This window comes from Desulfosporosinus orientis DSM 765 (assembly GCF_000235605.1).
GTDB classification, from domain to species: Bacteria; Bacillota; Desulfitobacteriia; order Desulfitobacteriales; family Desulfitobacteriaceae; genus Desulfosporosinus; species Desulfosporosinus orientis.
Genome location: NC_016584.1, coordinates 361,438 through 384,578 on the forward strand (window position 1 = coordinate 361,438; position 23,141 = coordinate 384,578).

At 39.7% G+C, this 23,141-nt stretch carries 19 protein-coding genes and 3 riboswitches; of the genes, 18 read left to right on the forward strand and 1 reads right to left on the reverse strand.

Annotation, left to right across the window (positions count from 1 at the left end):
* Positions 1 to 29: 29 nt before the first annotated feature.
* The 10 genes from DESOR_RS01870 to DESOR_RS31115 all read left to right on the forward strand — a co-directional run bounded on the left by DESOR_RS01870 (position 30) and on the right by DESOR_RS31115 (position 14,185).
* Positions 30 to 1,226, forward strand: a complete 1,197-nt coding sequence (locus DESOR_RS01870; protein WP_014182915.1) for an SAM-dependent methyltransferase — start codon at positions 30 to 32, stop codon at positions 1,224 to 1,226.
* Positions 1,227 to 1,440: 214 nt separating this feature from the next.
* On the forward strand, positions 1,441 to 2,583 hold the full coding sequence (locus DESOR_RS01875) for an MFS transporter (RefSeq protein WP_081468566.1): 1,143 nt from the start codon (positions 1,441 to 1,443) through the stop codon (positions 2,581 to 2,583).
* A gap of 244 nt (positions 2,584 to 2,827) precedes the next feature.
* Positions 2,828 to 3,703: a polyamine aminopropyltransferase gene (speE, locus tag DESOR_RS01880; protein ID WP_014182917.1), complete on the forward strand. Its 876-nt coding sequence runs from the start codon at positions 2,828 to 2,830 to the stop codon at positions 3,701 to 3,703.
* A gap of 19 nt (positions 3,704 to 3,722) precedes the next feature.
* Complete coding sequence (locus tag DESOR_RS01885; protein WP_242832439.1) at positions 3,723 to 4,022, forward strand: hypothetical protein; 300 nt, start codon at positions 3,723 to 3,725, stop codon at positions 4,020 to 4,022.
* A gap of 230 nt (positions 4,023 to 4,252) precedes the next feature.
* Positions 4,253 to 7,021, forward strand: a complete 2,769-nt coding sequence (locus DESOR_RS01890) for a response regulator (protein WP_014182919.1) — start codon at positions 4,253 to 4,255, stop codon at positions 7,019 to 7,021.
* A 5-nt stretch (positions 7,022 to 7,026) separates the two neighbouring features.
* Positions 7,027 to 7,893, forward strand: coding sequence for a CheR family methyltransferase (locus DESOR_RS01895; RefSeq protein WP_081468449.1), 867 nt, complete (start codon positions 7,027 to 7,029; stop codon positions 7,891 to 7,893).
* Between the two features lie 69 nt (positions 7,894 to 7,962).
* Positions 7,963 to 9,966 carry a response regulator gene (locus tag DESOR_RS01900; protein ID WP_014182921.1) on the forward strand — a complete coding sequence of 668 codons (2,004 nt, stop codon included), beginning with the start codon at positions 7,963 to 7,965 and terminating at the stop codon, positions 9,964 to 9,966.
* A 223-nt stretch (positions 9,967 to 10,189) separates the two neighbouring features.
* Entirely contained in the window at positions 10,190 to 12,658 is a 2,469-nt protein-coding gene (locus DESOR_RS30500) for a LuxR C-terminal-related transcriptional regulator (RefSeq protein ID WP_014182923.1), read from the forward strand.
* A 92-nt stretch (positions 12,659 to 12,750) separates the two neighbouring features.
* Entirely contained in the window at positions 12,751 to 13,500 is a 750-nt protein-coding gene (locus DESOR_RS01910; RefSeq protein ID WP_014182924.1) for a PDZ domain-containing protein, read from the forward strand.
* A 214-nt stretch (positions 13,501 to 13,714) separates the two neighbouring features.
* A complete protein-coding gene (locus DESOR_RS31115; RefSeq protein WP_014182925.1) occupies positions 13,715 to 14,185 on the forward strand; it encodes a multiheme c-type cytochrome in 471 nt (156 codons plus the stop codon).
* Here DESOR_RS31115 and DESOR_RS01920 read toward each other — a convergent pair.
* Positions 14,182 to 15,135, reverse strand: a complete 954-nt coding sequence (locus DESOR_RS01920) for a helix-turn-helix transcriptional regulator (protein ID WP_014182926.1) — start codon at positions 15,133 to 15,135, stop codon at positions 14,182 to 14,184. The genes DESOR_RS31115 and DESOR_RS01920 overlap by 4 nt on opposite strands.
* A gap of 225 nt (positions 15,136 to 15,360) precedes the next feature.
* On the opposite strand from DESOR_RS01920, the gene modA (DESOR_RS01925) reads away from it, so the two are divergent.
* The 8 genes from modA (DESOR_RS01925) to DESOR_RS01960 all read left to right on the forward strand — a co-directional run bounded on the left by modA (DESOR_RS01925) (position 15,361) and on the right by DESOR_RS01960 (position 22,516).
* The gene (modA, locus tag DESOR_RS01925; RefSeq protein ID WP_014182927.1) at positions 15,361 to 16,173 is read left to right on the forward strand and encodes a molybdate ABC transporter substrate-binding protein; all 813 of its coding nucleotides are present in this window, start codon (positions 15,361 to 15,363) and stop codon (positions 16,171 to 16,173) included.
* An 18-nt stretch (positions 16,174 to 16,191) separates the two neighbouring features.
* Positions 16,192 to 16,887, forward strand: a complete 696-nt coding sequence (gene modB, locus DESOR_RS01930; RefSeq protein WP_014182928.1) for a molybdate ABC transporter permease subunit — start codon at positions 16,192 to 16,194, stop codon at positions 16,885 to 16,887.
* Positions 16,880 to 17,560: an ATP-binding cassette domain-containing protein gene (locus DESOR_RS01935; RefSeq protein WP_014182929.1), complete on the forward strand. Its 681-nt coding sequence runs from the start codon at positions 16,880 to 16,882 to the stop codon at positions 17,558 to 17,560. The genes modB (DESOR_RS01930) and DESOR_RS01935 overlap by 8 nt, the downstream gene beginning before the upstream one ends.
* Positions 17,552 to 17,684: riboswitch (molybdenum cofactor riboswitch) on the forward strand. (Overlaps the previous gene by 9 nt.)
* Before the next feature lie 93 nt (positions 17,685 to 17,777).
* Positions 17,778 to 18,464, forward strand: a complete 687-nt coding sequence (modB, locus tag DESOR_RS01940; protein ID WP_042331816.1) for a molybdate ABC transporter permease subunit — start codon at positions 17,778 to 17,780, stop codon at positions 18,462 to 18,464.
* A 1-nt stretch (position 18,465) separates the two neighbouring features.
* Complete coding sequence (locus DESOR_RS01945) at positions 18,466 to 19,527, forward strand: sulfate/molybdate ABC transporter ATP-binding protein (RefSeq protein WP_014182931.1); 1,062 nt, start codon at positions 18,466 to 18,468, stop codon at positions 19,525 to 19,527.
* Between the two features lie 48 nt (positions 19,528 to 19,575).
* Positions 19,576 to 20,382 (forward strand): molybdate ABC transporter substrate-binding protein, encoded by an 807-nt coding sequence (gene modA, locus DESOR_RS01950; protein ID WP_042331818.1) that lies wholly within the window; start codon positions 19,576 to 19,578, stop codon positions 20,380 to 20,382.
* 67 nt (positions 20,383 to 20,449) lie between these two features.
* On the forward strand, positions 20,450 to 21,295 hold the full coding sequence (gene modD, locus DESOR_RS01955; RefSeq protein WP_014182933.1) for a ModD protein: 846 nt from the start codon (positions 20,450 to 20,452) through the stop codon (positions 21,293 to 21,295).
* Between the two features lie 270 nt (positions 21,296 to 21,565).
* Positions 21,566 to 22,516: an NADH-quinone oxidoreductase subunit G gene (locus DESOR_RS01960; RefSeq protein ID WP_014182934.1), complete on the forward strand. Its 951-nt coding sequence runs from the start codon at positions 21,566 to 21,568 to the stop codon at positions 22,514 to 22,516.
* 40 nt (positions 22,517 to 22,556) lie between these two features.
* Positions 22,557 to 22,735, forward strand: a riboswitch (cobalamin riboswitch).
* 81 nt (positions 22,736 to 22,816) lie between these two features.
* A riboswitch (cobalamin riboswitch) is annotated at positions 22,817 to 22,999 on the forward strand.
* Positions 23,000 to 23,141: the final 142 nt, after the last annotated feature.

A 23,141-nucleotide genomic window follows, 5' to 3' on the forward strand; every position in this document is an offset into this window, starting at 1 on the left:
GGCAATTCTTCATCTGCAGGAGGTATACTATGAATATTGAGAAAGCCTTTTACCAAAAACTCATGGAAGATCTTTTTGCTGATCCTTGTGAAGTGAAGTTTTGGGACGGAGAGGTGGTGAACTATGGAGCCGGAGAGGCCCGGTTCCAGATAAATTTTAACGAACCCATTGACAAAAAAGATATACTCAGTGACTTTTCTACTGCTTTTGGGGAAGGCTATATGCATAAGAAAATTGATATTGAAGGCAGTGTTCAAAAGGTTATTGAATCTATCTATAACAGACAAGACAGCGTTTTTCACCAGAAAAGCACTTACCTCAGATTGGCGAAAATCATTTCCAACAACATTCATAAAAGCAAAGAGAATATTCAGTTTCACTATGATATAGGCAATGATTTTTATAATTTATGGCTGGATGAGACTATGACTTATTCTTGTGCATATTTTAAATCACCGGACGATAGTTTGGCTCAGGCCCAGTGCAATAAAGTGGATCACATTCTCCGCAAACTTAATCTGCAGCCTGGGCAAAGCTTACTGGATATTGGCTGCGGATGGGGAGAATTGATTCTTTCTGCAGCAAAAAACTATCAGGTTAAAGCATTGGGTATCACCCTCAGTTCAGAGCAACATACGCATGTTTTTAATAGGATTCAAGAAGAGGGCTTGCAGGATCTTGTTGACGTTAAGCTGGTTGACTACCGTGAATTAAGAGACAGGACCTTTGATCGAGTCGTAAGTGTAGGAATGATTGAACATGTCGGCAAGGAGTATTTGAAAGAGTACTTTACCACCGTGAAGTCTCTTTTAAATGAGGGCGGAGTATCCCTATTACACTGTATTACCGGTTATAATGAGGGAGGAACAAACAGCTGGATTAACAAGTACATTTTCCCAGGCGGATATATTCCGGCGATTCAGGAATTGGTTAAGCTGATGGCTGTTAACTCCTTTTATATTATTGACGTGGAAAGCCTCCGCGAACATTATACTCGAACTTTAGAACACTGGTCTCATAACTTCGAAGAGGCTCTCCCATTGATCAGAAAGATGAAAAATGAGACTTTTATTCGAATGTGGCGTCTTTATCTCAACGCCTGTGCTGCTTCTTTCCATTGCGGCAACATTGACATTCATCAGTTCATGTTTACTAAAGGGACAAATAATAATTGGCCAATGACCCGTGAGTTTATGTATTGTGATCTTGAAAACACTTGTCACTAATCAAAAAACATCCTTGTTCACATTAGTGAGTGAGGATGCTTTTCTTTAATTGGGTTGTCAGCTGACGGGGATTACAAACCGTATAAATCTTTATTTGTTCAATCATTAAATCTTGAATTTCAAAGAGTTTAGTAATAAAGTTAAAGAAATAAAAAAGTAAAGTTTTTTTAAATTGAAGGGGCTTTGAGTTTTGAGTCGTTTTTTAGTTTTAGTAATGGCCGTGGCCAGTGGCATCACAGTGGCAAATTTGTATTATATTCAGCCCCTTCTAGTGGAAATTGCGGAAAGCTTCCATGTAACTCAGGTTAGTGTTGGCTTTGTGGCAATGCTCACTCAGGTTGGATATGCTCTTGGTATGTTGAGTATCTTACCTCTGGCAGATATTAAGGAGAAAAGGTCTCTCATTGTAACGATGCTTTTGTTTTCGGCGTGTGCTTTACTTTTCATGTCCTTTTCCTTCAACATAACAGTGATCTCAATTGCATCTTTTGCCGTGGGTTTTACATCGGTTGTACCTCAACTGATTGTGCCCTTTGCAGCTCAGCTGGCGAATCCCAAAGAACGGGGAAGGATCATTGGCAGTGTGATGAGCGGCTTATTTGTTGGTATATTAGTATCACGTACTTTCAGCGGGATAGTAGGCGAATATTGGGGATGGAGAACCGTATACCTGATTGCGGCGGGTTTGATGATTATACTAGCTCTTTTTCTGCGAAGACTTCTGCCCTTATGTCCTCCTATTTCGAGAATGAACTATAGAGATTTGTTTAAATCCATGGTGAGTTTGAGTAAAAATCTTCATGTCTTGCGGGAAGCCTCTCTTAATGGAGCGCTTATGTTTGCAGCTTTTAGTGCTTTTTGGACATCGCTGGTTTTTTTGCTTGAGAGTTCACACTATCATTTGGGTGCTGATATCGCAGGTATGTTTGGACTAGTAGGTGTTACCGGAGCTCTGGCTGCTCCCATCGTAGGCAGGACAGCCGACAAACGCAGCCCTAGATTTACTGTGGGAATTGGCATGATTTCTGTAATTCTTGCCTATGTTTGCTTTTGGATATTAGGTTTTAAGCTCTGGGGTTTGATTATTGGGGTTATTTTACTTGATTTAGGTGTTCAGTCTTGTCAGATTTCCAATCAGGCTAGAGTACATGCCTTAAATGATGAAGCCCGCAACCGATTAAATACGGTTTATATGGTATCCTATTTTTTTGGAGGAGCTGTAGGCTCTTATCTGGGGTCCTATTGCTATGCAAATTTTAATTGGTATGGAGTTTGCGTCTTAGGACTTTTAACACAACTCCTGGCTGTCATTTTGCATATGAACTATAGACAGAAACCAAATATCATGACAACATAGGCTCAGCGATTGATCTCGCTGAGCCTATGTTTTGAAATAATCATCAAGGCCTTTTCTTACAAAATTTAGAGGGATTCCCCCATAAATATAGAATTAATCAATATTAAATATAATACATAGAAAGATATGAAGCATAACATAAACCATCGCCCAAAATGAGTACAATTTTACATGAGACAACTTGAATGATAGAATAAAGTTGTTGCATTATAAAAAGAAAACTATTTAATTGAAGGTGCTATTAATGAACAAAAATCTGCCCGTATATTTTTCTAAACAAGATGGGGATTTGTGGTTGACAGAAGAAGAACGTGAAGATTTGAAGATCAGCTATAGGATTAAAGAAATTCTCTTTGAAGGACAATCGGAATTTCAGCATGTTATGGTCTTAGATTCCTATAGCTTTGGTAGGATGTTGGTTCTCGATGGTATTGTTCAGACAACCTCCATTGATGGATATATCTATAACGAGATGATTTCCCATGTACCCTTATGCATTCATCCTGAACCTAAAAAAATATTGATCATTGGCGGGGGGGATTGCGGAGCAGCAAAAGAAGTTTGCAAATATGCAGTGGTAGATCAGGTGGATATGGTAGAAATTGACAAGTTAGTGGTTGAAGTATGCCAACACCATTTGCCAGAAGTTTCGGGACCCTTAGCTGACTCGAGAGTACAATTTATTTATGATGATGGAGTTAATTTTGCCGAAAACAAAGAAAATGAATATGATGTCGTCATTGTAGATTCTTCAGACCCTATTGGCCCGGCCAAAAGCCTATTTGAAAAAAGTTTCTATCAAAGTATCCATAAATCCTTAAAAGCGGATGGTTTAATGGTTTGTCAAAGTCAGTCTCCAATTTTTCACCAAGAAGTTATGCAGCAAACTTATCAAAGAATTGGTGAACTTTTTCATTTTGTAAAACTATATACGGCCGTTGTCCCTACCTATCCTGGCGGTTTATGGAGCTTTACCGTAGGGTCAAAGAATTATATTAACCCCGATCCTGCAAGGTTGAAAGATAAGGAAACCCATTACGTCAATAAAGATATAATTGAACGATGTTTTTCTTTGCCGCAATTTATGATAGAGCAATACCCTCCTTTTGAGAATAACTGAGGGAAAACTTGGTCACATATTGACAGCCATAATCTGGGTAGTTATCATTACTCATGAAGTCCTTAATTTGGAGGAAACAGTAGGTATGAATTTTATCATTAAGTTGATGGCTGTTATGATAATTGCTTTGTCAATTAATATTTTTCTTGGAAGATGGCGTGTAAAGACTAGAAAATTCAGTTTGCATTGGTTTTTAGCGATTCATATAGCTGTACCTCTTATCTATCTTTTAAGGGTCTACGAAGGTCTAGCCTATTGGACCATACCTTTTTTAGTCGTTTTTTCCGTGTTAGGACAAATTGTTGGAGGCAGATTATAAGTTAAAATACTATGTATTATAGTCGTGATGCACTAAGCAGTAAAATGTTTGGTGCATTTTTTATATAATCAGAAGTATTTTTGAATTAGTCGATTGAATCTAGAAATATATGACAGGTAACGACAGAATCGCCAAAGGAGATCTTTTAGTAAATGTTGAATTAGTTTCTTTAAAATGTAAATAAAGCAAATTATATCAAATGAACGATGGGTTCGGTAAGGATGTGATGTATGAGGCTTAAGCCGAAGCTACTCCTGGGATTTGTATCTATTTTAGTTATAATGGCTGTCTTCTTTGGAATGTCGATCTACTCTCTGGATCGAGCCAATCGGAGTTTGGAGAAGAACTGGCAAGAACGAAGCCGAAAAATCAATTATTCGAAAACATTGGAAAGCGAACTCAACAATATCAGCAGGTATTTAAGGGATCTGGCTTTTTTAAAGGTAAACAGTTCTGAGTATGTTTCTACAATGGACCATATTCTCGCTTCCAGAGAGAGAATTGACTGGGCTCTGGAATCTCTTGAAACGACGGCAGTACGGGATGAAATTAAAAGCATGCTCCGCAAAATAAGAACAGAAAATCTTATCTATATAGACCTTCAAGAAAAAATTTTTTCATTAGCTTCTAGAAATCAAAACGAAGAGTTTGAACGATTAATCAATATGGGAGCAGCTGAGAGAGGTCAGATCTTCAAACTTGTTGTGGAATTACAGGGTTTAGAGGACCAAGCTTTAAATGACTTAATTACATCCTCTTCCGATACCTATCAACAATCGGTGGTATTCTTTTTTATTTCCCTGGGTTTGACGCTGTTGGCAGGCACTCTAATTACGATATGGATTACACGAAGAGTTACAGGAGAAATCCATATAGTCACAGATGTTATGAGCCGCTTTTCATCTATCCAAGATCATACGATACTGCCTCGTATCGAGATGAGTTCTACGGATGAGATTGGAGATATTGCGCTGGCATTTAACGAAATGGCTCGCTCTATGGAAGAACATGCTCTTCATGAAAAGGAAGTATTAGCTAATATAGGGGGGAAAAATTGGCTTAAATCTGAAGTTGTCGATATTACCGCCTTGTGTCAGGGAATTCAGGATCTTGATACCTTAGCCAGTCTTTTAATTACTAAAGTAGTCCCCATGATTGAGGCTATCTACGGAGTTTTTTACATTATGGAAGGGGACGAGGAAAAACGGTATCTTAAAAAGTATGCTGTTTATGCAGCAAGTCCGTGGGCAAATGCCCAAGAGGCCTTTCTCTTAGGAGAAGGTTTGGTGGGTCAAAGCGCCTTAGAAAATCGAACGATTATCCTGGAGGGAAATTCGGGAAATTCTATTAAAATTATCTCTGGGTTAGGAGAAATTTCCTCTCAGAGCATTATACTATTACCGGTCTCATTCAAAGGCCAGGTTGTTGCTGTGTTAGAGATGGCATCTCTTCAATCCTTTACATCGTTACATCTTGAACTCTTGGATTTAGTAGCAAAAAATATAGGTACAACCATTAACCGTGTACAGGCGCACATGAAAATTAAAAGCCTGCTGACGGAATCACAGGTTTTAACTGAAGAGCTTCAGTCTCAATCTGAAGAGCTTCAGTTACAACAAGAAGAGCTTAAAACCTTTAATGAGAATTTAGAAAAGCAAATCAGAGATTCTGAAAAAAGAGCAACAGAACTTGAGGGCTTAAAAGCAGCCTTAGAAGAAAAAGCACGGGAGTTGGAAGAAAGTTCGAACTATAAAACAGAGTTTTTATCAAATATGTCCCATGAATTGCGGACTCCATTGAATAGTTTGTTGATCCTTTCTCAAACTCTAATGGAAAACAAGGAAGGTAATTTAACCTCAAGCCAGTTAGATTATGTAAAAACTATCTTTTCCTCTGGTAATGAACTTTTGGCATTAATTAATGACATTCTGGACCTGTCAAAAGTTGAGGCAGGAAAAATAATCCTGCATCCGGAGGTTTTGAAATTATCGGATTTGCTGGGTTATCTCAGACAATATTTTCTCCCTGTGGCCAATCACAAGAATATAGACTGTATCGTAGAAATTAATCAGGATATCCCTGATACTACTTGTATAGATAAACAACGGCTTTTGCAAATATTAAAGAATTTACTGTCTAATGCCTTCAAATTTACTGATAAAGGGATGGTCTCTTTAAAAGTCAGCAAAGCGGAAGATGCGATAGTCAAGAATAATCCTTTATTCAAAGAAGCAGAGTGGGTTCTGGCCTTTGCTGTATCTGATACAGGAATCGGAATTCACCAAAACAAACAAAGCATTATTTTTGAAGCTTTTCAGCAGGCTAACGGAACAACTGCCAGGAAATATGGCGGGACAGGTTTAGGGCTGACAATCAGTCAGAAGCTTGCCGGGCTGTTAGGAGGGTACATTGATCTTCATAGCATTGAGGAACGAGGAAGTACATTTACCCTGTATTTGCCGGGCAATAATGCCGAAATGGTAGAATTGGACAAATCCTATAAAGAAGCGGCGGCTGCAAGCAGCAGTCATTCCTCATTGCGCAGAGCCGAACTTGTCAAACTGGTAACCCACTCGGACGGAAAACAAGATGACCTCTCTATAACAGACAATAAAAATGCGCGTTTGGAGGGAAAAAAGGTCTTAGTCGTCGATGATGACATGCGTAATGTTTTTGCGCTTACAACTGCTCTGGAAAACCAAAAAATTAAAACCATATTTGCTGAGAATGGCAGGGAGAGCATAGAGACTCTCCGCAGCAATCCGGATGTCGATTTGGTTCTAATGGACATCATGATGCCGGAAATGGATGGATATGAAGCTTTGCGCCGCATCCGGCAGATACCGGCCTATAGGAATCTGCCCATCATAGCCCTTACATCGAAGGCTATGAAAAACGATCGGGAAAAGTGTATTGAAGCCGGTGCTTCAGATTACATCAGCAAGCCGGTGAATCTGGATCAGCTGTTTTCGTTAATTAAGATTTGGCTGTATAGATAGGAAGGATGCCAGTGAATTATAAAGAAACAGAATCAGCTATGAATATGGAGAGCCCAAGCGAATTAGAAAAAATTGAAATACAGCTTCTCTTAGAGGGGATTTATCAGTACTATGGTTTTGATTTCAGAAATTACGTACCTGCTTCCATCAGGCGGAGAATCTGGTATCGTATCCAAGCTGAGAGACTGGATAGTGTTTCCGGCCTACAAGAAAAAGTTCTTCATGATCCCTCTGCCATGGCACGTCTATTTTCGGATTTCTCAATTCGAGTCTCGGAGATGTTTCGTGACCCGGAGTTTTTTGGGTTTTTCAGGAAAACGATTGTTCCATTCTTAAAAGAACTTCCATTTATAAGAATATGGCATGCAGGCTGTTCCACTGGTGAAGAAGTGTATTCTATGGCAATCATACTATATGAAGAAGGTTTGCATCATAAGACAAAGATTTATGCTACAGATATGAACGAAGAATTGTTAATAAAGGCGAAGGAAGGTGTCTATTCATTAGATAAAATGCAGGCATACCGAGACAATTACTTAACTGCCGGAGGAAGCGAAGGGCTGGCTATGTTCTATGATGTACGGAAAGACAAGGCAGTGTTTCATTCCTTTCTGACCCGCAATGTTATATTTGCCCAACATAACTTGGCAACGGATCATTCCTTCAATGAATTTCACGTAATTATTTGCCGAAATGTCCTGATTTATTTTGATAAAGTATTACAAAATCGTGTGCACAAGTTGTTTTATGAAAGCTTATGTATGTCTGGAATTTTAGGGTTGGGCAGCAAAGAGGATATAGCTTTTAACGATTATTCTCATTGCTATGAACCTTTTATTCCCGAGCAAAAAATTTATCGGAAAGTAAGGTAGTCTTACTTACAAATCAGTTTGGAACATAAAAAGAGACAAGAATTTGAGGGCACCGAGGATGAGAAGTAGATGAAAATATTAATTGTTGATGACCGCAAGGAAAATTTATTGGCTTTAGAAGCTGTCCTTAAATCGCCGGATTATCATCTGGTTTTTGCCAGCTCTGGAGAAGAGGCCTTAAGGTGTTTATTAAAAGACGATTTTGCCGTAATTCTCCTAGATGTTCAGATGCCCGGAATGGATGGCTTTGAAACGGCTAAACTGATTAGAGCTCGGAAAAAGAATGAAGATACCCCCATAATTTTTATTACTGCCATCTACCATTCTTCCGAAAATATTACTCAAGGGTATTCCTTGGGTGCTATTGATTATTTGTTCAAGCCCTTTAACCCTGAAATGCTCAAATTTAAAATTGAAGCTTTTGTCAAAATTCACTTACATAAGAACAAAGTTCGTAAACAAAATGAATTGCTTAAGCAGCATGCTCTTAAACTCGAGAGCATGAATAAGAGTCTAGAACGCACGACATCTGATTTGCGTAAAGCCGAGGCACTGGCTGGGGTGATTGGAGAAACCTCTATTAATTCTGTGATCACCTTGGATGCTTGGGGCAATGTTATTAATTCTAATCCTGCCGTTTTAGAAATGTTTGGCTATGAGCATGGTGAATTATTAGGAAAGCATGTCTCAGTGCTCTTCGCTGAAGAATGTTCCTATCTTCCAAACCTCAAAAATAGCCCTATTATTTGTGAAAGAAGTAAAATCCCTGAAGCTGCTGCTAAGCATAAGAATGGAAGAATATTTCCAGCCGAGATTCAGATTGGTTTAGCGAGTCTTGAGGATCAGCAAATTTTCGTTTGGTCTGTGAGAGATATTACTGAGCGGAAGCAATTAGAGAAAGAACGAATCGACCGTTACAAAACTCTTGAAACCTTAGTTTTTGAGCGCACAAGTGAGCTGTTTCAAACTAATGAAAAACTCAAAAAAGAAATCTTTGAACGGAAAAAGATTGCCAAGCAGCTAAGGGAGACCAGCCTTAAGCTGACAAATATCCTGGAAAGTATAACAGATGTCTTCTTCACGCTGGATCATCAGTGGAGATTCATCTTTGTCAATGAAGAGGCAGAAAAGTATTGGTTAAAAGGAAGAGATGAGCTAATAGGAAACAATATCTGGGATCTTTTTCCGGAAGCTCGTTCAGAGTATTACCTTTTTAATAAAGCTCTGAAAAATACGGAAGCGGCACATTTTGAGATTAGAGGATACCATACCGATGTGCCTTATGAAGTTCATGCCTACCCATCGGAAGAAGGTTTGTCTGTTTATTACCATAATATCTTTGAGCGCAGGATGTTTGAAAAAGAGATGGCTCGTTTGGATCGTCTAAATCTTGTAGGACAGATGGCGGCAGGGATTGGTCATGAAATACGAAATCCGCTGACGACAGTAAAGGGATTCCTTCAGTTACTGGGAGGAAAAGAGGAGTTCAGGCAGTCAAAAGGCTATTTTGAACTGATGATAGAAGAGCTTGATCGAGCAAATTCTATTATTACAGAATTTTTAAGCCTTGCTAAGAATAAAACCGTGGATTTGAAGCCCTTAATATTAAACGAGCTTATTGAAAACCTCTTTCCGTTAATTCAAGCTGATGCCATGGTTAGCGATAAAGAAATTAAACTACAGCTGCAAGACGTTGAAACTTTGCCCCTCAACGAGAAAGAAATCCGTCAACTTATCTTAAACCTTGTACGAAACGGAGTGGAAGCGATGTCAAAGGGCGGGGCGCTAACCATCAGGACCTTTATGGAAGGTGAAGAAATAGTAATGGCTGTACAGGATGAAGGGTGTGGAATCAAGGACGAGGACCTGGAAAAGGTTGGAACACCTTTTTTTACTACGAAGGAAAACGGTACCGGGTTAGGATTAGCGACCTGCTTTAGCATTGCCGCCAGGCACAATGCCAAAATCGACATTGATACGGGATCAACAGGGACGACCTTTTTTGTACGATTTAAGACGCCAACAGAGAAATCAGTACAACGGGTTGAAGAAGGAGTCATGAAGACTGGATAATCCATTGTACTTTGTTTAAGGATTATTTTGGATGATGTATAAATTAGCCGTAAATCAAGAAGAGGGAGTATTCAAGGTTGCCGTCGGCATCTTTGAATACTCCCTCTTTGAATTAATTTTTGAATTAATTGAAAAAAAGACTAAAACAATGACGCGGATCTCTAAGCTAATGATATAATAATACAAAAACCGACAAGGATTTTCATAAGGTGGGTTTATGTTCATGCGTCAACCAATTCTCAAGCGCCAAGAGATAAACTTAGAGTTTAAAAAACTATTTGATTATCCATTGACAGTTGCCGTTGCAGCTATGGGCTATGGGAAAACGACTTCCGCGAGAGATTGCCTTAATGATCTTAAGGCAAATTACATATGGATGTCTTGTGAAAGTGATGAGTCATCTCCTGAGTATATCTGGGACTCTCTTACAAGGCAGCTCTCCAAGACTAATCCGGAGTTTGGCAATCAGCTTCGTAGGTTAGGGTTTCCCGATGATGCTATGCAAAGAGATAAGGTCTTGAAAATAATCGAAGATCACACTTATATGACAAACACCGTATTAGTAATTGACGATTATCATTTTGTGCACTCGTCCGAACTGAACAGTTTAGTGGAAAGAATCGTTCGGGCAAAGATTGAGGGTTTGCATATTCTCATTCTTTCCAGAACTAAGCCGGATATCAGTATGGATGAATTAATGCTCAAAGGGTATTGTTATCAGATAAAGAGTAATCTTTTTGAGGTCAGCAATGACGAAATCAAAGAATACTTTCAATTGTATGGTGTTGAAATATCAGAGGATATGGCAGAGGATGTTTATAATATATCTGAAGGTTGGGTTTCAGCTGTATATTTGATCAGGCAACGTTATGCCGAAATTGGGAGACTTGAACCTGGAAAAAGTATAGAAGGACTCATTGAAACAGCAGTTATGTCAAGATATTCCGAACGTGAAGTTATGGTTTTGAAATCATTATGTGTACTTGACAGTTTTACGCCAATGCAGGCTCTCTATGTTACGGAGGACATGGCAACGGAAAGGATTATTCGGAAATTAAGCTACGAGAATTCCTTTATACGCTATGATGAACGTAATGATGTTTATCGAATTCATAATATCTTTAAGAGTTATTTACAAACGCTAGTAAATCAACATTCTCCGGACATGAAGCTTAAAGATATGCTTACGCGTTCAGGTGAATGGTGCTTAGAAAATGGGGATATTCTCTCAGGCTTAAAGTATCTTTTGCAAGCCAAAGAGTACAATCTTATTCTTGCTGAATTTGAGAAAACTCGAATTACCCAAGTTATCGATAGCAATCCCAAATATATTTTAGAGTTATTTCGGCGTATTCCTCTAGAGGTGAACTATCGACATCCTATAGGTTATATAACCTATGTTGGTTTTTATGTTACGAATGTGGATCGTGAAAAAGGTGCCGGGCTTTTGTCTGAGATTGAGGAATACTACAAGAAGGATGATCGCTTATCTCCCGAAATGAAAGGACGTATTACAGGGGAGATCGAACTGATACGTGCCTATATACATTTTAATAATATCTTTTTAATGAAAGGTAAATTAACTAGTTCCTATCAATTATTGAAAGGCCGTTCTTCTATAGCGAATAAGGACAAAATCGTCACCTTTGGCTCTCCTCATATCCTTTATATGTACTATCATGATATAGGTAAAATGTTATGGACGGTGGAGTATCTCGAAGATATATTTCCGTATTATCTGGAATTGTCTGGGGGATGTGGGAGGGGCTTTGAATATCAGTTAAGATCAGAATTCTGTCTAGAAACAGGAGATCTGCATTCTGCCAAAATCTACGCTAAAAAGGCTATTTATAAAGCAAGATCTTTGGAGCAGCTTTCAATTGTCATTTGTTCAAACCTAACCCTTGCACGAGTGTATGCAGCAGAGGGTAAGTTTAATGAGGCGTTGGAAATCATGGATGAATTAAGTGCTGAGGTAGAGGTTTGCAGTTGTTCCATACTTAAGAGTGCCTTTGATTTATCAACGAGCTATATAGCGGGAATTACTAGGAAAAAAACGGCTTTTACTAGATGGTTGAGGTCTGGAGATATAGAACAAAGCCATATTTTGTATCAAGGCGTGGGCTTCAATTATATCGTTTATGGTAAGTTTCTTTTATTGGAGAAGAATTATATTAAATTAGAAATACTTTGTGAGGAAATGCTGCGTGTTTTTTCAAAGTTTAACAACCTGTTAGGCTATCTGCATACATATATCTTATATACTGTTGCTAACCAAACATTGTATGGTGCCTCAAAAGCAAAAACGACTCTCTTATTAGCCTTAGATATTGGAAGGCAAGACCGTATTGTATTGCCTTTTGCGGAATATGGGATGGAGATTTTGGAGATACTTCAAACCATGCAAAATGATATAAGAAATGATGAGTATCTTGACAGAATTGTTGCTTATACTTCTCAATATTGTATCAAGTTAAACAGCTTAAATCATTCTCTGGGTCCTTTGTTAACGAATCGGGAAAAAGAGATACTCGAACTGATGATAAAAGGAAAAACTAATCGAGAGATTGCCTCAGAGCTGTTTATCGCAGAAGTAACCGTGAGAAAAAATATTACGGCCGTCTATCGAAAATTAGAAGTGACTGGGCGTGCTTCAGCGGTTCGAAAAGCAATTGAGTTAAAAATAATTTAGATTAATTAGGAAAAGTATCGTATGAGATAATTTATTGTCTATGGAAAACTCTGCTATGATGATAGCAGAGTTTTCCATTAGGAGGGATAACGTTGGAACTTTTTAAGAAGTATAAGGGTCTTATCCTATTGCTTTTAATGTCGCATGTTTTTTTAAGTCTTTATGGATGCAGTTTAAACAAGCAATATAGCCAAAAGGAGCAAAAGGTTCAGGAGGAGACAGCAATAAGTTGTATAGAAGCTATTAATTATGATCTGAATGATATGGTAGATTATTTTGCACCTAATGTTGTTTTTGTGAACATTCTGCCGGATGGTACAAAGGAAACAATAGAAAACCGGGAAGGACTCATGACCATAATCAGTAACATGATAAAGGATGACGTTAAGTTTTCGGTTGAGACCATAAAGCATGAGAATGGGTTAGTTGTCATTGAAGGAAGGGAAACGGATTATTTAACAGAGCTAAAGGAGCTAAAGAAAGGAATAAGATATTCCTGTAGATTTAGCTTTGATAATGGGAAAATAGGTTACATTGTATATGAAGAAAACAAGGATGATAAAAAATTGCTTGATTCCAGCATTAAAGGAGTAACCGGGATGTATTTAGAATCAGACGGTGAAAAGATCAAGATTACGGAATGCCCTGTGGGACAATCTGCAGAAAAATCTGGCTTAAAGCAAGGTGATGTTGTAGAGAGTGTCGAGGGTATGAAAGTAATAGAGATGAGACACGGAACGGAAGAAGCTGTAAATAGAATAAGGGGACCGGTAGGGACTAAGGTGAATTTATCAATCAGGCGAAATAGGAAGCTTTTTGATGTTGAATTATTAAGAAACTAAGTATACCATTGAGTCATTGGATTGAATTATTGTCGGAAACCAAGAGAAAGGTAAAATATAGTAAAGTGAGGGCTTAACCTAATGGTCAAGCCCTCACTTGTTTTAGAGCATGTATGGTTTTCTGAATTAAATAAAAAATTGGCCTTATAAGGAATTAATAGTTGGAAAATGAGAACTCTATAGTTCAATACAAGATTATTGAAGGTAAATTAAAATGAGATCTTATAAAAAAGGGATACTGTTATATGGATTAATATTTCTAGGGATCTATATCTGTTTTAGATTTACATATGCTTGGTATATGAACCCTTCATCCTGCAAAAGATGTCACGAAGTTGCTAGGTATCGGATATCTTGGGAAGAATCTTCTCACAAGGATTTGGACTGCAAGTTTTGTCATGAAAACAGAGGTCCCTTTCATCGGCTGGATTCAACTTTTCGCGGGCTAAGGGATGTGGCCATTCATATTAAGGGTGATTACTTTTCCCTAAAGGCTATTTATTATGATTCAAATTGCATCAACTGCCATACAGGGAATTTTAAGCCGGAAACGAATGGGACAATTCTTCCGAAAAACCATGCTAAGTATCTTAAGAACGGTGTAGGGTGTAATAATTGCCACAGAGACACCGGTCATAAAAATGGTCTTAATGTTGACGAGAGGTTTGAGGAGCTGGAAGACTAGATTTCTACGATGACTTCTCCCATTTGAGAGATATCATACCCTCCAATACCCATTACTTCGTTGCGAAACGCAGGAGACTTTAAGATGCTTATCAAAGCCTGAAAATGAGGGCGTTCCAGATCTTCTAAACGAATGACTAGATCATACCGCTCTTTGTGAAGCGGGATAAAATCAAGATTAACAAATTGCATAGCAACTTTTTCAATACCCAGTCCTACGTCTGCCTCTCCCCGGGCAACTTTGCTTGCTACAGCAAGATGGGTCATTTCTTCTTCTTCATAGCCGAGTACATCATTACGATTAATTCCATTAATTCTCAGTTGTTCGTCCAATAATACCCTTGCCCCGGAGCCTCTTTCTCGATTTACGAAGCGAACGTCAGATTTAACCAAGTCTTTCCACGTGGCTATATTTTTGGGATTTCCTTTTGCGATATAAAATCCTTCCATTCGGTAAACCAAATTTATGACGCAAGCTTGATGACCAGGCAATAGTCTGCGTACATAAGGAGTATTATATTCGTTGGAATCACTGTCCCATAAGTGAGCTGTTACCACATTGGCGAGTCCGCGGTATAAAGCCATGAGTCCGTCAATGCTGCCAATGTAACGGCGCAAGAAATGAATCTGCGGAAATTGTTTTTCTAAATGACGGGTCAAAATGTCAAGCACAATATCTTGACCGCAGATAACTAAACTTTCATCCCGGTCGAAATGATGACTGTGAGAAAGCTGCTCGTTAATTATGGAGGGTTCTTGAGGAAGAGCAAGGGAATTGAGGCTTTTGGATTTTTGTTTATAAAGTTCAAGGTCAGCCCCTTCTACGCGAACTTTACGGCCAATCCGATAAGCAGCAAGTTCTCCTCGCTTGATCAGCTCATAGACTGTGAACTTGGAAATTTTAAGGATTTTGGCGACTTCTTCGGGTGTATAGGAAATATCAGTGGACATAGCCAACGCTCCTGTCTTCTAAATTCCTTTAATTCAGTATACTTTGCTTAATGTACTTGCTAATGTATTATAACACATAGTATAATGGCAATGTAATTCAGTTATGTTAGTTGTTGTTAGTTTGTGTTTGTTTGAAGAGAGTATTTTGACTAACTTGACGAAACATTAACTAATATAAACTAATGTAAAAAGGAACAAACGTACACTAGATGAGGAGGATTTAAAGTGAAAAGATTATCGTGGTTATTTGTATTAAGTCTAAGTTTATTGCTTATATTATCGACAGTTGGTTGTAACTCCCAAAATTCTGAGCAGTCACCGGAACAAAACACACCGGTTGCCCAGACGGAAATCATGGTATCCGCTGCAGCCAGCCTGCAAAACGCTATGACGGAACTCCAACAAGACTATGCTCAGAAAAAGCCGGATGTTAAGCTGACTCTTAACTTTGGAAGTTCTGGCAAACTTCAACAGCAAATTGAACAAGGTGCTCCTGCTGATCTTTTTCTTTCTGCAGGACAATCTCAGATGGATGCCTTGGAAGAAAAGAATTTGCTGGTTAAAGACAGCCGAATCAACTTATTAAGTAATGACTTAGTAATAGTCGCAGGGAAGGACAGTACTAAAGTAAACTCTCTGGAAGATCTTTCCGAAGATGATGTTGAAAAAATTGGATTAGGTACGCCGGAATCTGTACCTGCTGGAAAATACGCCAAAGAGGCTTTAACAAGTCTCAACCTTTGGGATTCATTAAATTCTAAATTTGTTATGGCCAAGGACGTAACTCAGGTTTTAAATTATGTTGAGACAGGCAACGTCGAGGCTGGATTCGTATATTCCTCGGATGCTCAAGGGTCCGATAAAGTTAAAGTTGTTATGGCTCTTCCGGAAAGCAGTCACAAACCCATTGTTTATCCTGCAGCTATTATCTCTTCTACAAAAAATCTACAGGCTTCCCAAGATTTTCTTAATTACTTACAGGGTTCGAATGCAAAGCAAGTCTTTGCTAAATACGGTTTCAAAACACCAGCTAAATAAACTTGCCGGGGGAGTCCTATGGATTTTAGCTATACACCCATAATTCTATCATTAAAAGTTGCCTTTGCGGCAGTTATTATTGTGACTTGTGTTTCCATACCTTTGGCAGGTCTCATGGCCAAAAAGGATTTTTTGGGTAAAGACGTTGTAGAGTCAATTATAACCTTGCCCTTGGTTTTACCTCCATCAGTTATTGGGTTTATGCTCTTGGTGGTTTTTGGAAAGAATGGTCCTATAGGAAAGCTGCTTGAACACTGGTTTCACACCAGAATTGTTTTCACCTTAGCGGGAGCTGTAGTAGCGGCTTCGGTGGTCTCTCTGCCGTTGATGTATCAATCTGTGAAAGTCGCCATGGAGAACGTCGATCAAAATCTTGAGAAAGCTGCCCGCACCTTAGGTGCTAAAGAGTTGAAAATATTTTTTACGATTACTCTGCCTTTAGCATGGAACGGAATTCTGGCAGGTTTAGTGTTAGCCTTTGCCCGTTCGCTTGGGGAGTTTGGCGCCACATTGATGATTGCAGGAAATATTCCCGGTAGGACTCAAACCATGCCATTGGCAATATACTTTGCCAATGAAGCGGGGGATATGAGGCAAGCCAGTATCTTGGTCATTATTATGACAATATTTAGCTTTATGGTGATTTATGGTCTAAATCGCTGGGGAAAAGGGTCGCACCGAGTTTCCCAAAAAGGAGGTCGGGATCATGCTTAGAGCAGTATTTAGAAAGAATTTGCCCACCTTCGAACTTGAAGCGGATATCTCTTTGCGTAATGGAATCCTTGCCTTAGTTGGTCCCTCCGGAGCCGGCAAAACGACAATTCTGCAATGTATCGCCGGTCTCCAGGTTCCTTCCTGGGGTGAGATTAAGATTCGTGATAAGGCAGTGTTTTCATCGGATGAAGGTATTAATGTTCCTATCCGAAATCGGCGTATAGGCTATGTTTTTCAAGATTATGCACTTTTTCCCCACATGACCGTAGAAAAAAATGTAATGTATGGAAAACCAAAAAAGGAAAGTATTCCTAACAAGGTTCTGACAGTAACGTATGTCTTAGAAATGCTTAAGATTGAACATCTTCGCCATAGATATCCTAACCAAATTTCCGGTGGTGAAAAACAAAGGGTTGCTCTGGCTCGTGCCTTAATGACCGAGCCGGAAGTTTTATTGCTGGATGAGCCACTGTCAGCTCTTGATCAGGATACGCGCAGTAATCTTCAACAAGAACTGCTGAAGCTTCAAGCCCAATGGCAGATCCCCTTTATCCTTGTGACTCACGATCCTCAGGAAGCAGCAATGCTGGGGGATCAGATTATCAAACTGGATCGAGGTAAGCAGGAAGTTATTAAACAGTCTGATAAGAGCAATATTCGAAAAATTAAATAGTATCTCCGAGCCAGAGTGACCTAAGGATTATGTCTATGGTCCCTGGACAGGACTCTAAGTCCTCAGGGTGTTCTTGGAAACGAGTGTGCCTTCACATTTTGAAAAGGAGTAAGGTGTAGACTAGGATTCTAGTTTGTCGAAGGACTCCCTTTTTAGGGAGTCCTATTTGTACTAATGCAGACAATTAGGTAAGGGGGTAAGTGTGTATAAGGAATTAATGGAGCTGGATCTTGCTCCGCTGTTTATCTCTTTAAGAGCATCAATAATGGCCACTGTTTTGACGTTCTTCTTGGGGATTGCCGCTGCCTGCCTTGTTTCAGGATATCGGGGAAAGTTGAAGGGTTTAATTGATGGAGTTCTCACTCTTCCTATGGTATTGCCGCCGACAGTGTTAGGTTTCTTGCTGCTTGTTATCTTTGGCAAAAACGGCCCCATTGGAAAATTTCTGATAGCTATGGGCAAGACCATTCTATTTTCCTGGCCGGCGACGGTTATTGCAGCTTCAGTGGTGGCATTTCCGTTAATGTATCGAACGGTTAGAAGTGCTTTTGAGCAAATCGATCAGAACATTATTAATGCTGCTCGTACCCTGGGTGTTTCGGAGTGGAAAATATTTTGGAAAATTACTATTCCTTTATCCTGGCCGGGAGTAGCGGCAGGGACTGTCCTGGCTTTTGCGAGAGCACTTGGAGATTTTGGGGCTACATTGATGATAGGCGGCAACATACCTGGCAAAACCTTGACCATTCCTGCAGCTATATTTTTTGCGGCGGAAAGCGGAGAAATGAGAAAGGCAGCGCTATGGGTGATACTTATCTTTGTTATCTCTTTAATCGTCATGACCTTAATGAATTACTGGATAGATTTCCAACGGAAAAATACGGTTGAAGCAGGCAGGAAGTAGTATGGAACTATATGTTAACATTCAAAAAAAGCTTCAGGGATTTGAGCTTGATCTGAGTTTCACGGCGTCAGGGGATATTCTTGGCTTGTTGGGGGCTTCAGGTTCGGGTAAAAGCATGACTTTGCGTTGTATTGCGGGAATCGAAACGCCTGATCAAGGGAGAATTGTGCTCAATGGCAGGACGTTATTCGACTCGGAGAAAGGGATCAATCTTTCTTGCCGCAAAAGGAAGCTCGGCTATTTATTTCAAAACTATGCCCTTTTTCCCAATATGACGGTTGAAGAAAACATTGGCTTTGGAATAGGGAATAAGAAGAGAGACGAACGAAAGGCAATTATTAGGGAAAAGGTGAAGATGATCAAGTTGGAAGGCTTAGAGAAACGCTATCCCAGCCAGCTTTCAGGAGGACAGCAGCAGAGAGTTGCTTTAGCCCGAGCTTTAGCCGTTGACCCGGAGGTACTACTCTTAGATGAGCCTTTTTCAGCTTTGGATGATTATCTTAGGAGTCAGATGGTCAAACAATTGACGGAAACATTAGCTGATTATTCAGGGGTTACCTTGTTTGTGACTCATAATATGGATGAGGTCTATAGAGTTTGCGAAAAGCTGGCAGTGTTGTCAATGGGTAAGATGGAAGCGATGGGAAGAAAGGAGGAGGTCTTTAAATATCCACCTTCACTTGTTGCAGCTCAATTGACAGGCTGTAAGAATTTTTCTGCCGCAAGATACATCGCCCCCTTTGAATTAGAAGCTTTGGAATGGGGGATGCGCCTGAAGACGAAGCGCAGAATTTCAAATCTAATCAATAATGTAGGAGTACATGCGCATACACTGGAAATTGCTCTGGACGAAAACGAAGAGAATGTGTTTAGGTGTTGGCCGAAATATGCCAGCGAAACTCCGTCTCGAATAATTATTTATCTTGAGCTAGACAACGCTCAACCGAAACAGGATTACTATCACCTGCAATGGGAGATTAGCAAACAGACATGGACAACTTTACAGGATAAGCCTCAGCCTTGGAGGCTTAAAATAAACCCTGATGACTTAATGATTATCTAATGAAAAAGGAGAGGGATTGAATTGCAGCCAAAAAGAAAAGTATTTACGATGCTGACAGCAATTTTTATAGGATTTATAGTAGTGTTTTTGTCGGGTTGTTCAACAAGAGTTAATGAAACTGATACTCCAAAGGCTGAGGGCAATCAAGCTGAGCAGGTAAAACCTGTGGAACTTTTAGTTTCTACTGCGCCAAGCTTAAAAGGTTCTCTTGAAGAAATTAAAGGTATGTATGAAGCAAAAAATCCTCAAATTAAACTGGTTTACAATTACGGACCATCAGGGTCACTGCAAAATCAAATTGAGCAAGGCGCCGCTGCCGATATTTTTATTTCTCAAGGAAAACCGCAAATGGATGCTTTAGAGGAAAAAGGACTTATTAAGCAAGGTTCTAGGATTAATCTCTTGGGAGATGAGCTAGTGCTGGTTGTTAATAAGAACAATACGTCGATTAAGAGTTTTGAAGATCTGGCAAAGCCTGAAGTTAAAAAAATCGGTATTGGTGAGGCTAAATCCGTTCCTGCGGCCAAAACAGCCAAAGAAACATTAGAATACTTAAAACTATGGAATCAATTAGAACCGAAGTTCGTTATAGGAAAAGATCTGATGCAATTAATGACTTATGTCGAAACGGATAACGCAGAAGCAGGTCTGGTTTGGGATACCATAGCTATTACCTCAGACAAAGTTAGAATTGCGGCTTCTGCACCTGCCGGCTCCCATAATCCGGTGTTTTTGCCGGCTGCCATTGTAGCTTCCTCCAAAAACAGCGAGCAAGCTGCCGAATTTTTGGAGTATTTACAGAGTGATGAGGCAATGAAAATCTTTGCAAAGAATGGATTTATCAAAGGAAAATAATCAAGTGAATGGAACCTCTTATGAGAGGGTGTTAGGTCCTGATGAATTATGAATTGAGGTGGAGAGGATGCTTTATATCAGCGATGAGAGCATTGAACGCTGGATCAAAGAGGATGTTCCATATATCGATTTGACAACTCTGACATTAGATATTGGTGATATTAAGGGAAAGATCAGCTTTAAAGCCAGAGAGTTTACGGTATTATCGGGAGTGGAGGAAGTCTTAAGAATCTTTAATAAGCTGGGTATAACAGAGTTTCAGTCTTTGCCTTCAGGCTCTGTTGTCGATAAGGGCGATACTTTTATTGAAGCCGTCGGGTCAGCAGGAAACCTGCACTTGGCCTGGAAGGTTTCTCTGAACGTCCTTGAATATTGTTCGGGTATTGCAACACGCACCAAAAAGATGGTAGAGAAGGCAAAGGGGATCAATCCTAAAACCAGTGTCGTCGCCACGCGAAAATCCTTTCCTGGCACTAAAGAGCTTTCCATAAAATCGATTATAGCTGGAGGCGCTTACCCTCACCGTTTAGGGTTATCAGAAACTATCTTAATCTTTAAACAGCATATTAATTTTCTCGGAGATGTTTCTGATTTGGTCCAAATGATAGGGAAAATTAAAGAAAAAGTCTGTGAAAAGAAAGTTATCGTTGAGGTGGAAGGAATTGAAGATGCCCGTCTCTTAATCCAATCCGGGGTTGATGGATTACAATTTGATAAAGTACCGGCCGAGGATCTTAAAAATATCGTTGAGGAAATCAGACGTATAAATCCCCGGATCACCCTTTTAGGAGCAGGAGGTATCAATGAAGGAAATATTGAAGAGTATGCTCGAACAGGAATTGATGCAATCGTGACTACGTCCATGTATTTTGGCAAGCCTTCCGACATTGGAGTGACTATTGGAAAATTTTAATCCACCTTATGGGATTTGCGAAAAGAGACATTGATAAAAGAATACCGGAGGAGGAAATGATAATTGGAGGTTGAAAATGACAGCTTGCTCAGGGTTTATTGAGACTACATGACCTCTATGATGAGCTTGTTGAAGAGGCTATAGCTAAGAATAAGCCAAAACTCAAAATCTATCCAAGTAAGCAGGAATTACTATGATTGTAGAGAATATATAATCTTTAAATAATGTATTTATATTAGTAAAAAATGATGAGGCTAAGGAGTGAAATACTTGGAGACCATTACGTTGACAATTGACGGACAAAAAGTCAGTGCTCCAAAGGGGGCAACAGTACTAGAAGTTTGCCGAATGAATAATATTCCAATTCCAACCTTGTGCCATGATCCGGCTATTACTCCCAGCGGGGCCTGTCGTCTTTGTGTTGTACAGATTGAAGGAATGCGCAATCTTCCCCCGTCTTGTGCTACTCAAGCAGTTGAGGGCATGAAGGTAGAAACTCAGAGTTCAAGGGTTAGGAGCGCTCGTAAAACAATCCTTAATTTGTTGGTTGCCAATCACCCGTTGGACTGCATGACCTGTCAAAAGTTAGGGAATTGTTCTTTGGCAGAGTATGCTTATGAATATGGTGTTGATGGAAAGATTTATAAAGGTGAAAAACGCCGGCTTCCTATTGATGACACAAATCCCTATATCTTAAGGGATCTTAATAAGTGCATATTATGCGGAAAATGTATTGCTACCTGTGAGGAAGTAGCGGAACGTAATGTGATTGGTTTTGCTAATCGTGGCTTTGAGACTAAGGTTTCAACGTTTATGGATACTGACTTGAAAGATTCTTCTTGCGTTTATTGCAATAGATGTGTAGCTATTTGTCCGGTGGGAGCTCTTGTCGATAAATCCATGCTAGGCAAAGGAAGGGAATGGGAGTTTAAGAAAGAAGATGTAACTTGTACATTTTGTGATTACGGCTGCAGCTTTACTATCAACTCTAAAAAAGGCCAGGTTGTGGGAGTAACCGCTAAATCAGCGGCTAAGGGCCGACCGCTCTGTCTTAAAGGACGTATGGGTGCCGATTTCCGGTACAATCCTGATCGGAAGGATTTGCCTTTTATTAATCAAGATGGTGAGTTTGTCCAAGTTACATGGTCAGAATTTCTGGGGTTGGGCGGCATCGTAGATAAAATTAGCTCATTAGAAAGTAAGCCGGCAGGAATAGATTGACGTCATTACTATTTTGTGCTAAGTTAATGCTAGTTAAATAATAAAATATATTGCAAAAGGTTGTCTTTAAGTAAGATAGCCATAACAGGGAAGTCGGTTTAAATCCGACGCGGTCCCGCCACTGTAATGGGGAGTTTCTGCCGCATCCACTGAGGAAACTTGGGAAGGAGGCAGTATACGAGGAACCTAAGCCAGGAGACCTGATTGCAGATGCTTTGCTCACGGTGAATGGGTGAAGGGACTTTTGCTATTCAGCCCTTCACTTTTGAAGGGCTTTACTTATTCTAAACACATCCATGAATTGAATTTACAGATTTAGGTACCGAAGTTGAGAGCTTTGGTTTAAAAGGGAAGCAGGTGAAATTCCTGCATGGTCCCGCCGCTGTGATGGGGAAATGGTTCAGTTGTGCCACTGGTTATCTGGGAAGGCATGAACGATTGATGATCCAGAGTCAGAAGACCTGCCTAAAGCTATCCACCAAAAATCCACGAGCGATGGAGGAGGTGAGGCGAATATTTGTGCTGAGCAAAAAGGCTTATCAGCATCTGCCTCTCGACTAAATCGGTTGAGAGGCTTCTTTAATTTTTTATTAACTGATGTTGTCGTGTCAGCGGCATACCTAAG